This is a genomic window from Micromonospora coriariae (assembly GCF_900091455.1).
Lineage (GTDB): Bacteria > Actinomycetota > Actinomycetes > Mycobacteriales > Micromonosporaceae > Micromonospora > Micromonospora coriariae.
In genome coordinates this window covers 5,922,154-5,936,055 of record NZ_LT607412.1, presented here as the reverse complement: position 1 = coordinate 5,936,055, position 13,902 = coordinate 5,922,154, and the positions used below count along the sequence as shown (strand labels likewise).

Here is a 13,902-nt window from a genome sequence, read left to right as displayed (position 1 = left end):
GGCCTGCTCAGGGCTGGTCCGGGCCGGCGATCAGCCGAGCCAGGGCGGGCGGATCGGTGATGGTCACGGTGACCGCCGGGTGCCGGGGCCGTCCCCCGGGCGCGATGGCCGGCACCGGTACGCCGAACCGGAGACAGACCCCGCCGGCGGTGCTGCTGCCGAAGCTCACGCCACGATCGGCCAGCGACACGTGCGGGCCGATCGCCCGCCACCAGCGGTACGGGCCGCTCACCTCGACGCCTGTCACGTTGTCCCGGTCGGTGTGCAACCGCCACGGCCCGTACCGGATCAGAAGGTCCCGGTCGGTGACGGTGACCCAGGCCGTAGCCGGCCGGACGCCCAGCAGCGCCAACGCCGGCCGGAACACCGGGTCGAAGCGGAACGGGAAACAGGTCGCGGGGCCGGTCATGGCGCACCGGGCCGGACGGTGGGTCGCGGCACCGGGCCACCCGGCCGCAGTGGGCCGGGCCGCGCGGGCCGGGGTCGGGCGGCGGGCCGGCGCCGGTCCAGGACGGTCATGGCGCGGGCGTACCCCGTACAGGCGCGGCGACACCCCCCGTCCGGTCGGATCTCGCGCCACCGGCGACGCGGCCCCTCCCCGCCGGCTCCCCCCACCGCCGGCCGACACCCCCCGGGCCGGCCGACGGCGGGGCGGGACGCGTCCCCGCGCTCCGCCGCCCCCCATCGGGCGGAGCGCGGGGACCCCCCGTCCCGGCTACTGCAGGAACGCCCCCAGGGGCGAGAGCAGCAGCCGGCCGAGCGCCGCGGCGTTGTCGTCCAACCGCGTGCGCTCACACTCGCGGGCGTCCGGATCGTGCCGGCACCGCCAGATCTTCTGCGCGTTGCGCCAGGCGACATCGCGGGTGTACTCGACCAGTTCCCCCTGGTACCAGTCGTCGATGTCGCCGTTGAGCATGTCGATGAGCAGCTGCCACCGCTCCAGGTAACCCCGACGCAGGCCGGGGATCTTGTCCGCGAAGATGTTGTTGATCTCGAGGTAGTCGTGGTGCTGGTCGCTGCCGTCGACCGGCTCCGATTCCAGGTGGTCGAACGTGGTGACCAGGGCGAACGGCAGATCGAAGTTGATGTGCGCGTTCACCCCGGCCGCCGCCGACGGCAGCGGCCGGGCGTCCGGCCCGCGCATCCGCTCGAACAGGCACGACCACGCCTTCGGGGTGCCCGGGCTGGAGTCGGTCCACAGTCGCATCGCGTCGAAATACCGCGCCGCGAACTCGACGTCCAGCCGGGAGAGGAACACCGGGTCGACGAAGCGGTCGTCGTACAGCCCGTCGAGGACGCTGCTGGTGATGGTCAGGTAGAGCTTGTTGAAGTCGGCCAACGGGCAGCTCTCCTCCAACGGGGGCAGCCGCACCAGCAGATCCTGGAGCTTGGTGAGGTGATCGACAACGGCCGGCACGTCCGCCGGATGGTCGGCGAGCAGGTCGACGATGTCCCGGTGCACGGGCCCCCAGACCGGTTCGGTCATCTCTCCTCCATGGTGGTCCGCGGCACCCCCGTGCCGCCGTCGACGGTGCTCAGCCTTTCAGCCGACACCGACGGCGGGATCAGTAGAACGACGTATCCCGGCGCGCACGGGCGCCGCCTGACCGACCGGTCGGTCAGCCGCGCCGGCCGCGCAACTGGATGGCGGTGGCCTGGACACGGGTACGGACCTGGAGCTTGTCGAAGATGTGCGACACGTGCACGCCGATGGTCCGCTCGCTGATGAACAGCCGCTGCCCGATCTCCTTGTTTGTCAGTCCCTCGGCGACCAGGGCGAGCACCTCCCGCTCCCGCGCGGTGAGCGCCGCCAGCTCGTCGTCGACGGGCACGGCCGCGCCCCGCGCGCGGTCGGTGGCCTCGTGCTCCTCCAGGGACACCCGGGCCCGCCCGGCCAGCTCGCGGATCTCCGAGGTCAGCGGCACCGCGCCCAACCCCTGCGCCACCCGGTACGCCTCGCGCAGCAGCTTGGCCGCGGTGGCCACCCGGCTGCGCCGCGCCAGCAACGCCTCGGCCTGCCGCAGCCGGGAGTACGCCGCCGGGTAGGGGTGGTTGCGCCGGTCCCACTCGGCGACCGAATTGGCCCACAGCTCCGGGTCGCTGCCGTCGAGTCGGCTCACCTCGGCGGCGCAGAGCGCCAGGAAGCCGTCCACCACCGATCGCACCGGACGGGCCGCGGAGGCGCTCTTGCGCGCCACCCGCTCGGCGACCTCCCGCAGCCGGCGCACCGCCGTCGGGTCGACCGCCACGGTGCGGCTGGCGTGCGCCTCCGCCTCGGCGCGCAGGCCGTGCCAGACCAGCGCCGAGAGGATGGTGACGTCGTCCGAGCGGCTCTCGGTCAGGCCGCGCTGCACCGCCTGCCGGGCCACGTCGTGCCGGCCCTCCCACATCGCCAGCCCGGCGCGCAGGGTGAGCAGGGGAATGACGTGCCGGGCGCCGCCCCCGGCGAGCACCGTGGCCACCGCGTCGAGGTCCCGGTCGGCGGCGTCGATGTCGCCGTAGCCCACCGAGAGCCGGCACCGGGCCAGCAGCAGCTCGACGGCGTCCGCGCCGGACGGGCGGTGCCGGAGCGCCGCGGCGACGACCTTCTCCGCCTCGGCCCACTGGCCGACCCGGAACAGCCCGTTGGTGGCGATGGCCAGCAGCCGGGTCTCCCAGGTGCGGCCCAGCCCCAACTCGGCCACCCGTTCGGCGCCCCGGCGGGCCACCACCACCCCCTCCTCGAGGATGTTCAGCGGACCGGTCAGAAGCTCGGCCAGGTGCAGGTACGCGCAGGCCACGTCCTCCGGCCGGCCGGCGCGCTCGGCGGTGTCGAGCGCCTGGCGCATCACCGCCAGCCCGGCGTCCGGGTCCTCCAGGTAGGCGTCGCTGAAGCCGAGCGCCGAGCTGGCCAGCACCACCTCGGTGGTGGAGCCCTCCACCGTGGCGGCCAGCGCCAGCGCCTCCCGGGCCCGCCGGCCGGCGTCGGCGTACCGGCCAAGGTGCAGCAGCAGCTCGGCCAGGTGCGCGGCGGCGGTGGCCCGCTCACCGGGGGAGCAGTCGGCCGCGTCCAACGCCCGCTGGTACTCCTCCTCGGCCAGCGCCGAGCGCCCGGCGGCGGCCAGGTAGCGGGCCCGGCGGATGTGCAGCGCGCAGCTCGGCTCGCCGCCCCGCACCACTGCCAACTCCTCCAGCAGGGCCAGCGCCCGGGCGTGCTCCCCACAGTGGTGGGCCGCCTCCGCGGCGTGCCCGAGCAGTTCGACCCGGTCCACACCCGGCGTGCCGGGGTCGCCGGCCAGTTGCAACGCCGCGGACCAGTGCCGGTGCGCCTCGGCGTAGCCGTGCAGCCGCTCGGCCTCCTGCGCGGCGGCCACCGCCGCCGGCAACGCCCGCGCCGGCTCGCCGGCCAGCCGCCAGTGGTGCGCGAGTCGGGCCTGGTGCAGCTCGGCCGGCGCGGCGGTCAGCGCCTCGGCGTAGCGCCGGTGCAACCCGGAGCGCTCGGCCGGCAGCAGCTCGTGCGCCAGGACCTCGGCGACGAGGCGGTGCCGCAGCCGGTAGCCGTCGTCGGCGCCGACCAGCAGCCGGTGCGCCACCGCGGCGCGGGCCGCCTCGATCAGCTCCTCCTCCGGCAGCCGGAGCACCTCGGCCAGCAGCCAGTGCTCCACCGGCTCGACGCCGGCGGACACCGCGTGCACCACCGCGTGCGCGTGCTGGGGCAGCGCGTCCACGCGGGCGAGGAAGATCTCCCGCAGCGTCTCGGACAGCCCGTCGCGGCCGTCGCGCACGTCGCGGGCCAGCTCCTCGATGACGAACGGGTTGCCACCACTGCGCTGCCACACCTGCTCGGCCGCGTCGGCGGTGAGCTCCCGGCCGACCACCGCGGCGGCGAGCCGCTCGGTGTCGGCCCGGTCCAGCGGGGCCAGGTCGAGCACCCGCACCGTGCGCAGTCGACGCAGCTCGGTGAGCACCCGACGCAACGGGTGTGCGCCCTGCAGCGACTCGGCGCGGACCGCGGCGAGCACCGAGAGCTGCAGGTCACCGAGCCCGGCCAGCAGGTAGAGCAGCAGCTGGCGGGTGCTCCGGTCGACCCACTGCAGGTCGTCCAGGATCAGCACCAGCGGACGGCCCTCGGCGATCAGGTGCAACCCTCGGGAGACCCGTTCCAGCAGCGCGCCCGCGCCGTCCGGGCCGGCGGTCTCGTCGGCGAACATCTGCAACAGCCCGCGCACCGCCGAGGAGGTCCGCGCGTGCGAGGTGGACAGGTCAGCGTCGAAGCGTCGGAGCGCCTGCAACAACGGGTGCAGCGGGGAGGCGTCGCCGATGTCCAGGCAGCTGCCGGTGAGCACCAGCGCGCCCTGCTCGCGCAACCGGGCGCCGATCTCGCCGAGCAACCGCGTCTTGCCCACACCGCTCTCACCGGTCAGGAAGACGGCGGCGGTCTGCCCGTGCGCGACGTCACCCAGCAGCGCGGACCGAACCGTCTGCACCAGCTCGGCCCGGCCCACGAGCGGTGCGGTGTCCACATCGCTGGCCATGGCACGCAGCCTAATCACACGGCCCCGTACCGTTCTACGGCCATCTGCCGCTTGTGGTACTCCTCGCGTCGACATTGCGACTAAAGGTTGCGGGTGGCCGACATACGTCGTTCTGCCGATCCCCACTCAGCCCAGGAATGCCAATCTCCGAGGGTCGTCAGCCAGCAACGGGAGAAAGGCCGGTGCGATACCCATGACCACCATCATCACGCAGCGGACCATCGCCCCGCACTGGCCGGTGCCGGAGGAGAGACGCACGGTGACCGTGCTCTTCGTCGACATCGTCGGCTCCACCGCACTGGTGGACCGGCTGGACCCGGAGGACGTCCGGGCGCTGCAACGGGCCTACTTCGACACTGTCGCCGGCGTGCTGCGCCGCTGGCACGGGGTGGTCGAGAAGTACGTCGGCGACGCGGTGATGGCCCTGTTCGGCGCGCGGCACTCCGACGGCTTCGACGCGTACCGGGCGGTCCGCGCCGGGCTGGAGATCCAGGCCGCGCTGGACCGCCGCCCGATGATCGGTGACATCGCGCTGCGGGTGCGCGTCGGCGTGGCCACCGGCGAGGTGGTGGTCGACCTGGACAGCGCGGTCGACGGCGGTCACGGCGTGGCCAGCGGCGCGGTGATCACCACGGCGGCCCGCCTGCAGGAGTACGCGCCACCCGGCGCCGTCGCGCTCTGCGCGGCCACCGCCCGGGCCACGGCCGGCCTGATCGCCCAGCGCCAACTGGCGCCGGTGCCGGTCGCCGGGCGGGTGCCGCCGGGCCCGGTCTGGCACGCCGTCGGTCCCGTGCGCCCGAGTGCCGACACGCACGACGGCCCGCTGATCGGCCGCCGTCGCGAACTGGCGACCGTGCGGGACCAGCTGAGCCGGGCGGTCCGCGAGCACAACCCGCGCTGGGTGTCCCTGGTCGGTCCGACCGGCAGCGGTCGTAGCCGGCTGCTGCACGAGCTGACCACGTCGCTGACCACGGTGGACGGGGTGGCGGTGCGCTGGTGCGTGGCGACCTGCCAGCCGTACCCGGACCAGGTGCTCGCGCCGGTCGCGGACCTGCTGCGCGGCCTCACCGGGATCCGCCACGGCGACGGCCCGGCGGTGATCCGCGACCGGTTGACGGCGACCCTGACACCGCTGCTCCCGCCGGCCCGGGTCGCCGCGGCGGTCCCGGCGCTGGAACGGTTGCTGGCCACCCCGGACGGCTCGGCGGCCTCGCTGGCCGGCGCCGCGTCCTGCCGGGACGCCCTGCTGCGCCTGGCCGCCGAGCGGCCGCTGATCGTCGCCGTGGACGACCTGGACCGGGCCGCACCCGCGGTGAGCCGGTTCCTGCACGCGCTGTTCACCGCCGCAACGGCGCGCGGGCTGCCGCTCGCCGTGATCACCCTGCACCAGCCGCACTGGGCCGACACCCGACCCGGCACGGCCCGGCGGGTGTCGATCCGGCCGCTGGCCACGGTCCAGAGCGGGCGACTGCTGCGCCTCCTGCTGGCCCGGGCCGGGCAACCGGTGGCTCTGGTCGACCGGCTGCTGCCGTTGGTGGGCGGCCGTCCCGGGCACGCGGCGGCGTACGTGCGTTCCATCGTCGGCGGCGCGGACCCGGCGGCGCTCCCACTGCCCGACGACGTGCGCCGGGCGGTCGGCGCGGAGCTGGACCGGCTCGACGGCGAGCGACGAGCGGTGCTGATGGCCGCTGCCACCCTGGGCGGCGTGGCCACCGGCGCGGCGGTGGACCGGGCGCTCGGTTGGACGCCCGGGCGGTCCGGGCCGGCGCTGCGCGGGCTCGTCGCCGTCGGGCTGCTGATCCCCCGCCGCGCCGGCGGGTACGCGTTCGCCGCGCCGGCGCTGCACCGGGTCGCCGCCGAGCGGCTGCCCCGCGCACTGCGGGCCGTCTTCGCCAACCGGCTGGCCGACGCCGCCCAGCTCGACGTCGCTCACCCGGACACGATCGCGCGGACCGCCGGTTCCGCCACTGACCGGGCCGCCATCGACCGGGCCGCCATCGTCGTCGCCGCCCTGGCCGTCGCCGCCGTGCATCGAACGGGGACTCCCGGCCGCGACACACACCGTACGGATGCCGACGGCTCGGCCACGCGCCGCACGGATGCCGCCGGCCCGGTCACCCGCCGCAGGGAACTCGCCGGCCCGGTCACCGCTCGGGCGGAGATCGTGCCGCTTGACTCCGCCCGGTCCCGGGCCCGCCGCCTCGACGCCGTCTTCGCGGCGCTGGCCGCGCGGCCGGCCGCCTCGACCCACCCGGCGGGGCCGCGCCGGCATCCCGGCACCCCCGCGATGGCACCGGTCCGTGCGGCGCCCGCCGCACCAGGCTTGTCCGGGCTGCGGCCCACTCCCCGGCGCGGCGCGCTGACCGTCGTCGGTGGGGCGCCCGGCGTGGGGCGCGCCATACCCCGCCCGCCGTTGATCCACCCGCTGGACGGCCTTGCGGCGTCCGCGTGATCCTCCGACGACCGATGCGCGGATCCACGGCACCGCCACGCCCCTGCGGACCGGTGCGGACGCTCACTGAGCCGGCAACCCCGACCGGTGACCTGTCCGTGGTGCCGCTCCCGGGCGGCTTCCACGCTCAGGGAGTGGCGAGGAAGGCCAGCACCCGAGGCCAGGTCGCCGCGGCGGCGTCCGGGGCGTACTCGGCGAGGTCCGGGTCGGTGAACAGGTGCCCCGCGCCCGGGTAGCGGAACACCGTCAGGTCGGCGCCGGCGTCGCTCATCTCCCGCTCCCACCCGGCGACCTCGTCCGGCGTGTCGTACGGGTCCGGGTCGGCGAGGTGCAGCTGCACCGGCAGACCGGCGCGGACGGCTTCCGGCGCGCCACCGGTGCCGTGCAGCAGGAGCAGACCGGCGGTGTCGGGGCGCTCGGCCAGCAGCGCCCCGGCCACGCCGGCGCCCATCGAGAAACCGGCGAGCACTGTCTCCCCGGGCAGGTCCCGCAACGCCGCCCGGGCCCGGTCGAGCACCACCTCCTGGCCGATCTTGTCGAGCAGCGCGAAGCCCTCCTCGACGGTGTCGGTGGCCTGGACGCCGTAGAGGTCGGGCGTGACGACCCGGTGCCCGGCGGCGCGCAGTCGGTCCGCGGCGGCGCGCACGGCGGGCCGCAGCCCGTACACGGAGTGGAACAGCACGACGTGTCGCATCCGGTAATCCTGCCCCAGCCGCCGAGCCGTGCGATGTGGGCACGCGGGGCGGCCGTCAGACGAGCGCGGCCAGCCGGGCCACCAGCTCGGACGGCGGCGGCATCGCGGCGATCTCCCGGCCGACCTGCGCGGCCGCGGCCCGCAGGCCGTCGTCGGTGAGCAGCCGGGTCAGCGAACACGGGGTGATGTCGCGGGGGCGTAGTGCCAGGCCGGCGCCTCGACGGGCCACCAGCTCGGCGTTGTGCCGCCGGTCCCCCGGGCCGACGGTGGCCAGCTGCGGCAGGCCGGCGGCGAGGGCGCCGAACGCGCTGCCCGCCCCGCCGTGGTGGACCAGCGCCGCGCTCGCCGGCAGCGCCTCGTCGAGCGGGATCCAGTCCACCACCCGGACGTTGCCGGGCAGCGCACGGGCCGAGCGAGGGTCCGGCCGGACCAGCACGATTTCGGCGTCCACCCGGGCGGCGGCCGCGACCACGGCGGGCATCGGCCCCCGGTCGCCGGGCCCGGTGAGGGTGCTGCGGGTGACCAGGATCCGGGGCCGGTCACCCGGCTCCCGCAGCCAGGCCGGCAACGCGCCGCCGCCGACGTAGGAGGTGTACCGCATCGGCCAGCCGTCCTGGGTGGTCACGCTGGGCGGAGCGACGGCCAGGGCCGCGGCGGGCGGCGGCAGCTCGGTCAGGCCGTGCCGGCGCAGCGCGGCGCCGAGCCGTGCGGTGGTGGCGCGGACCAGGTCCCGTCCGTCGAAGAGGGCGTTCTCCTGCCGGACCGCCGGCACGCCCAGCCGGGCGGCGGCCACCGCGCCGGCCACCGCGAACGGCTCGTGCAGCACCAGATCCGGACGCCATCGGGTGGCCAGCGCGACGACCGGGTCGGTGAGCTGGTCGTTGAGCGCACCGAAGAGCAGACCGGCGCCCCGGGTGCCGGCCGTGCCGGACAGCTCGGCGCGGGCGACGAGCGGGTGGCGCGGCAGCACGCGCAGCGCGATCCTGCCGAAGTCGAAGCCCGGCGCGACGTCGTGCACCGGCAGGCCGGCGTCGGCGGCGGCCAGGCCGCCGCCACCGGTCGCCAGCAGTACGTCGTGGCCGGCGTCGCGCAGCGCGACGGCGAGTGGCACCAGCGGGAAGACGTGGCCGACGAGCGGCGCGGAGACCACCAGGACACGCATGGGCGGATCCTATGTCGACGGTGGTGACGCCGGTGTCCGGCTGCGGCCCCGGAACTCGGCGACCACCTCGCCGTCGTCCCGGGTGACCGTGACGTCGTAGATGCCGCTGCGGCCGTAGCGGGTGCGTTCGGTGGCGCGGGCGGTGAGCAGGTCACCGGCGCGGGCCGGCCGGACGAAGGTGATCTCGCCGCCCGCCGCGACGGTGACCGGGCCCCGGCTGTTGCAGGCCAGCGCGAAGGCGGTGTCGGCGAGCAGGAAGACGAAGCCGCCGTGGGCGATGGCGTGGCCGTTGAGCATCGCCTCGGTCACCGGCATCCGGGCCACCGCCGCGCCGTCGCCGGCCTCGACCAGCTCGATGCCGAGGCCGCGCGAGGCCATGTCGGCGGCGAACATGTCGTACGCCGGATTGCGCTGTTCGGCCACGTCAGCCGGCCCGCCGCTGGTCGACGATGCGCCGCATCTTGCCCACCGACCGCTCCACCCCGTCCGGGGCGAGCACCTCGACCGCCACGCTCACCCCGATTGTGTTCTTCACCAGCTCCACCAGGGTCGCGCCGGCGCGCTCGGCGGTGTCCACGGCGACCTCGGCCCGCCGCTCCACCCGCACCGTCAGGGTGTCCAGCCGGCCCTGCCGGTCGAGGACGCACTGGAAGTGCGGCGACAGCTGCGGGGTCCGCAGGATCAGCTCCTCGATCTGGGTCGGGAAGATGTTCACCCCGCGCACGATCATCATGTCGTCCGTCCGGCCGGTGATCTTCTCGATCCGGCGCATCGGGCGGGCGGTGCCGGGCAGCAGCCGGGTCAGGTCCCGGGTCCGGTAGCGCACGACCGGCATCGCCTCCTTGGTCAGCGAGGTGAGCACCAGCTCGCCCTGCTCGCCGTCGGGCAGCACGGCGCCGGTGAGCGGGTCGATGATCTCCGGATAGAAGTGGTCCTCCCAGAGGTGCAGCCCGTCCTTGGTCTCGACGCACTCGGTGGCCACGCCCGGGCCCATCACCTCGGAGAGTCCGTAGATGTCGACCGCGTGGATGTCCAGCCGGTGCTCCATCTCCCGGCGCATGTCCTCGGTCCACGGTTCCGCGCCGAAGATGCCCACCCGCAGCGAGGTCGCCCGGGGGTCGAGGCCCTGGCGCTGCATCTCGTCCACGATGGCCAGCATGTAGCTGGGTGTGACCATGATGACCTCGGGTTCGAAGTCGCGGATCAGCATGACCTGGCGTTCGGTCATGCCGCCGGAGACCGGGATGACTGTGCAGCCCAGTTCCTCGGCGCCGTAGTGCGCGCCGAGCCCGCCGGTGAACAGCCCGTAGCCGTACGCCACGTGCACCCGGTCGCCCGGACGACCGCCGGACGCGCGGATCGACCGGGCCATCAGCCGGGCCCAGGTCCGCAGGTCGTCACGGGTGTAGCCGACCACTGTCGGTCGGCCGGTGGTGCCCGAGGAGGCGTGCAGCCGGGCGACCCGCTCGCGGGGCACGGCGAACATGCCGAACGGGTAGTTCTCCCGCAGGTCCGCCTTGCCGGTGAACGGGAAACGGGCCAGGTCGTCGAGGTCGTGGCAGTCGTCGGGATGCACCCCCGCCGCGTCGAACGCCCGACGGTAGTGCGGCACCTTGTCGTACGCGTGCCGCAACGACCAGCGCAGCCGCTCGCGTTGCAGGTCGCGTAGCTCGTCGACGCCGGCTCGCTCGATCGGCTCCAGCTCCTCCGGGCGGGGGGTGCGGTCCTGCATCGGGGGGTGCCTCCTGTCCACCGGGCGCGGCCGGTTCCGTACCGGCCGACCCGGGTAACGTACGCCCCCGTTGATCAGGGGTTCTCCGGGTCCAGGTTCCGCTCCCGCAGCAGCGCGTCGAGCTTGGCCTCGATCCGCTCGTCGGACTCGCGGGACTGCGACGAGCCCCAGTAGTAGAACAGGGCCAACCCGGCCGCCTGCCAGACCAACTGGAGGAACTCCGACTGCCAGTTCTCGAAGGTCGAGGCGAAGAACTGGGGTAGGAACTCGCTCCAGGCGAAGGACTGCCCGTGCTGGCTCGCCTCGTCGCTCTCGACCACCAACTGGAAGACGAACTGGCCGAGCCAGGAGAACACGAACAGCGCCCCGGTGACCAGGGCGAAGGCGTACGCCTTGGGCCAGCGGGGCTTGCGGAACGGCGGCCGGTCGGCCCGCCCGGTGCCGCGGTGGGCCGTTGTGCCGCCGGCCGAGCGCCGGCCATGTGACGTGGTGGCCTCGGCCATCACGCACCCCCTCTCGACGAACCTCTGTCTGGGCTTGCCCCAGCTCAGCGGCCTCGAAACGATGCACGGGCGTGTCGCCCACCGGGGCGTGCCTGGTCAGCCGGGCGTCGGCAACCGGTGCAGCGCGGCCACCAGCGGGGCCAGCTCCGTGGTGGCCTCCGCCTCGGCCAGCGCGTCCGCCAGCACCCGGTCCGCCCGGCGCTCGGCGGCGTGGGCGATATGCTGACGCCGGAGCCGTCGGGCTTCCGGCGGTGGGGCCCGCCGTCCCGGGGAAGCACCGGGAGAACCGCGACGCCACTCGCCAACGGTCCCTGCCAGTGACACCCGTGCTGGTAGGGAGGCATCGTGTCCGGACCACTTGACCCTCGCACCGACCCCGACGTCGATCTGCGCGTCCCCGCCGACCGGGGCGAGCTGACCGCCCACCCCGGCGCGGTGCTCACCACGATCGCGGCCGGCGGGGTGCTGGGCGCGCTGGCCCGGGCCGGCCTGCAACACGCCGTCCCGCACCAGCCGACCGGTTTCCCGTGGGCGACCTTCGGCATCAACCTGAACGGGTGCCTGCTGATCGGCGTTCTCATGGCGGTGCTCGGGCACGTCGGCGGCGGGCGTCCACTGGTCCGCCCGTTCCTCGGCGTCGGTGTGCTCGGCGGGTTCACCACCTTCTCCACCTACGCCGTGGACGTGCAGCAGGCGGTGGTCGCGGGTACTCCGGCCACCGCGCTGGCGTACCTGGCCGCGACGCTGCTCGGTGCGCTGGTCGCCGTGTGGCTGGGTGACGCCGTCGCCGCTCGACTGCTCGATCGGTTCGGCCGCGACGGCGGACGGGCCGCCCGGTGACCGTGCTGCTCATCGCGCTCGGGGCGGCCGTCGGCGCGCCGCTGCGCTACCTCACCGACCGGGCCGTGCAGGCCCGGCACGACTCGGCATTCCCGTGGGGCACGTTGACCGTCAACGTGTTCGGCTCGCTGCTGCTCGGCGTACTCGTCGGGCTGCCGGCCGGCCCGGCAGTCAGCGCGCTGCTGAGCACCGGCTTCTGCGGCGCGCTGACCACCTACTCCACCTTCAGCTACGAGACGCTGCGACTGGCCAGGACCGGCCACCGGCTCTTCGCGCTGGCCAACGTGCTGGCCAGCGTGACCGCCGGACTCGCCGCCGCGGCCGCCGGTTACGCCCTGGCCCGGGCCCTGACCGGCTGACCCGCCGCCGGCCAGCCGAGGCCGCCGCGGCCATCCGGGCCGGCGCGGTCGTCGCCCATCGGCCGGGGCAACGGCCACGGCTCGGCGGCGACGCTCACCACTCGATGCCCTTCTGGCCCTTCTGACCGGCGTCCATCGGGTGCCTGACCTTGGTCAGCTCGGCCACCAGGTCGGCGGCGGCCACCAGGCGCGGGTCGGCGTCCCGGCCGGTGATGACGACGTGCTGGAAGCCGGGACGATCGGCCAGGGTCGCCACCACCTCGTCGACGTCCACCCAACCCCACGTCATCGGGTAGGTGAACTCGTCCAGCACGTACAGCCCGTAGCGCTCGGCGGCCAGGTCGCGTTGGATCTGCCGCCAACCCTCCAGGGCATCGGCGGCGTGGTCGGCGTCGCCGCCGCGCTGGATCCAGGACCAGCCCGCGCCCATCCTGTGCCACGCCACGGGTGCGCCCTGACCGGTGCGCTCGTGCACCTCGCCGAGGGCCCGGAAGGCGCTCTCCTCCCCCACCCGCCACTTGGCGCTCTTGACGAACTGGAACACCCCGACCGGCAGGCCGGACGCCCACGCCCGCAGCGCCATTCCGAAGGCGGCGGTGGACTTGCCCTTCATCTGCCCGGTGTGCACCATCAGCAGCGGCCGGTGACGTCGCTGTCGGGTGGTGAGACCGTCCGCGGGCACCGTGCTCGGCGTTCCCTGCGGCATCAGGCGGTACGGCCGGCTGCGGCGGTGGGTGCGGCGGAGCGCCCGCCGTGCGGATCATGACGATGTCCGTCGATGAAAAAGATGCCGTGCGTCATCGGGTCCTCCTCGGGTGTCCACGCCCTGGGGTACGTCCCGACGGCCGAAGTATCCTGGCTTCCGGATCGACGCTCTCCCCCGGCCTTCCAACCGCAGACACACGGCCGTGACTCACGAGGGGGGATCGCTCCCCGGTGACAGTGGCGGGACCGCGTCGGAATCACACCGACTTCCTTCACTGCCGTCAGGCCGCGAATGCTGCCACACCCGTCCGTCGCCGGTCAACGCCGGCCTCGGCACCGTCGAGCGAATGCTCAGCATCGACAACTGGCGGCAGATGGGCTCGGACGCCGGCATCGGAATGCCCCGGGTCAATGCGATGCGCCCTTCGCTCTGCTTCATCCAGCGCACCAGTGACGGCGCCTTTTCGTCGCGCCCGGGTAAGCAGAGCAAAGGATGCCCACACGCACCCTGGCCTGCCCCGATCGCCCGGCAGCGTGGCGGCTGGCGGCCCGTCAGCCAGGATCAGCGGGCGTGGCGTTCCGGGTGGGCCCGGCTCCAGGTGCGCATCCGTTCCGGGTAGCCGGTGCGCGCCGCCTCGTACAGCGGCACCGCGTGCTTGCGGGCGATCGCGCCCGCCGCACGGGGAGTGCCGGTCCGGCGACGGATCCACTCGCCGTCGTGGGCGATCGCCACCACAGTGGTGTCGGTGGCGGTGGTCTCCGGCTCCAGGTAGAACTCCACCCCCCGCCGGCTCGCGATGAACGCCTCGAGCGCGGCGAGGTCGTCCCGGGTCGCCTCCCGGTCAAGCTTCGTCGGGGTCGCCTCGGCGCCCCGGGCCCGCCGACTGAACCAGCCCATGCCCGACTCCTCTCCTCGACGCCCATCCAGTGCACCACCGATT

The 13,902-nt window shown here is 74.8% G+C and carries 13 protein-coding genes and 1 riboswitch; of the genes, 3 read left to right on the top strand and 10 right to left on the bottom strand.

Translation table 11 applies throughout. The annotated features are described in order from the left end of the window. Positions 1-7: 7 nt before the first annotated feature. The 3 genes from GA0070607_RS27480 to GA0070607_RS27470 form a co-directional block, all read right to left on the bottom strand. The gene (locus GA0070607_RS27480; protein WP_089020779.1) at positions 8-409 is read right to left on the bottom strand and encodes a hypothetical protein; all 402 of its coding nucleotides are present in this window, start codon (positions 407-409) and stop codon (positions 8-10) included. Between the two features lie 306 nt (positions 410-715). Beyond that, positions 716-1,486, bottom strand: coding sequence for a DUF5995 family protein (locus GA0070607_RS27475; protein WP_089020778.1), 771 nt, complete (start codon positions 1,484-1,486; stop codon positions 716-718). 133 nt (positions 1,487-1,619) lie between these two features. Beyond that, entirely contained in the window at positions 1,620-4,514 is a 2,895-nt protein-coding gene (locus GA0070607_RS27470) for a helix-turn-helix transcriptional regulator (RefSeq protein ID WP_089020777.1), read from the bottom strand. Positions 4,515-4,707: 193 nt separating this feature from the next. Between GA0070607_RS27470 and GA0070607_RS27465 the strand changes: the two genes are divergently transcribed. Next, positions 4,708-6,966 carry an adenylate/guanylate cyclase domain-containing protein gene (locus GA0070607_RS27465; RefSeq protein ID WP_089020776.1) on the top strand — a complete coding sequence of 753 codons (2,259 nt, stop codon included), beginning with the start codon at positions 4,708-4,710 and terminating at the stop codon, positions 6,964-6,966. 127 nt (positions 6,967-7,093) lie between these two features. On the opposite strand, the gene GA0070607_RS27460 is transcribed toward GA0070607_RS27465, so the two are convergent. The 5 genes from GA0070607_RS27460 to GA0070607_RS27440 form a co-directional block, all read right to left on the bottom strand. Beyond that, positions 7,094-7,660, bottom strand: coding sequence for a dienelactone hydrolase family protein (locus tag GA0070607_RS27460; protein WP_089020775.1), 567 nt, complete (start codon positions 7,658-7,660; stop codon positions 7,094-7,096). A gap of 55 nt (positions 7,661-7,715) precedes the next feature. Then, the gene (locus tag GA0070607_RS27455; RefSeq protein ID WP_089020774.1) at positions 7,716-8,822 is read right to left on the bottom strand and encodes a nucleotide disphospho-sugar-binding domain-containing protein; all 1,107 of its coding nucleotides are present in this window, start codon (positions 8,820-8,822) and stop codon (positions 7,716-7,718) included. A 9-nt stretch (positions 8,823-8,831) separates the two neighbouring features. Further along, positions 8,832-9,215: a hydroxyphenylacetyl-CoA thioesterase PaaI gene (gene paaI / locus GA0070607_RS27450; protein WP_089022141.1), complete on the bottom strand. Its 384-nt coding sequence runs from the start codon at positions 9,213-9,215 to the stop codon at positions 8,832-8,834. Between the two features lie 31 nt (positions 9,216-9,246). Beyond that, complete coding sequence (gene paaK / locus GA0070607_RS27445) at positions 9,247-10,554, bottom strand: phenylacetate--CoA ligase PaaK (protein WP_089020773.1); 1,308 nt, start codon at positions 10,552-10,554, stop codon at positions 9,247-9,249. A 74-nt stretch (positions 10,555-10,628) separates the two neighbouring features. Beyond that, positions 10,629-11,057: a DUF6766 family protein gene (locus tag GA0070607_RS27440; protein WP_089020772.1), complete on the bottom strand. Its 429-nt coding sequence runs from the start codon at positions 11,055-11,057 to the stop codon at positions 10,629-10,631. Positions 11,058-11,402: 345 nt separating this feature from the next. Here GA0070607_RS27440 and GA0070607_RS27435 point away from each other — a divergent pair, with 345 nt between their 5' ends. Together GA0070607_RS27435 and crcB are read left to right on the top strand one after the other, a co-directional pair. After that, entirely contained in the window at positions 11,403-11,897 is a 495-nt protein-coding gene (locus tag GA0070607_RS27435; protein WP_089020771.1) for a fluoride efflux transporter FluC, read from the top strand. Next, positions 11,894-12,256 (top strand): fluoride efflux transporter CrcB, encoded by a 363-nt coding sequence (crcB, locus tag GA0070607_RS27430; RefSeq protein ID WP_089020770.1) that lies wholly within the window; start codon positions 11,894-11,896, stop codon positions 12,254-12,256. Before GA0070607_RS27435 ends, crcB begins: the two co-directional genes overlap by 4 nt. 94 nt (positions 12,257-12,350) lie before the next feature. On the opposite strand, the gene cobO is transcribed toward crcB, so the two are convergent. Both cobO and GA0070607_RS27420 read right to left on the bottom strand, forming a co-directional pair. Beyond that, positions 12,351-12,962, bottom strand: coding sequence for a cob(I)yrinic acid a,c-diamide adenosyltransferase (gene cobO / locus GA0070607_RS27425; protein WP_089020769.1), 612 nt, complete (start codon positions 12,960-12,962; stop codon positions 12,351-12,353). Between the two features lie 120 nt (positions 12,963-13,082). Beyond that, positions 13,083-13,259, bottom strand: a riboswitch (cobalamin riboswitch). Between the two features lie 264 nt (positions 13,260-13,523). Continuing rightward, a complete protein-coding gene (locus GA0070607_RS27420) occupies positions 13,524-13,859 on the bottom strand; it encodes a hypothetical protein (protein ID WP_074310459.1) in 336 nt (111 codons plus the stop codon). Positions 13,860-13,902 lie beyond the last annotated feature (43 nt).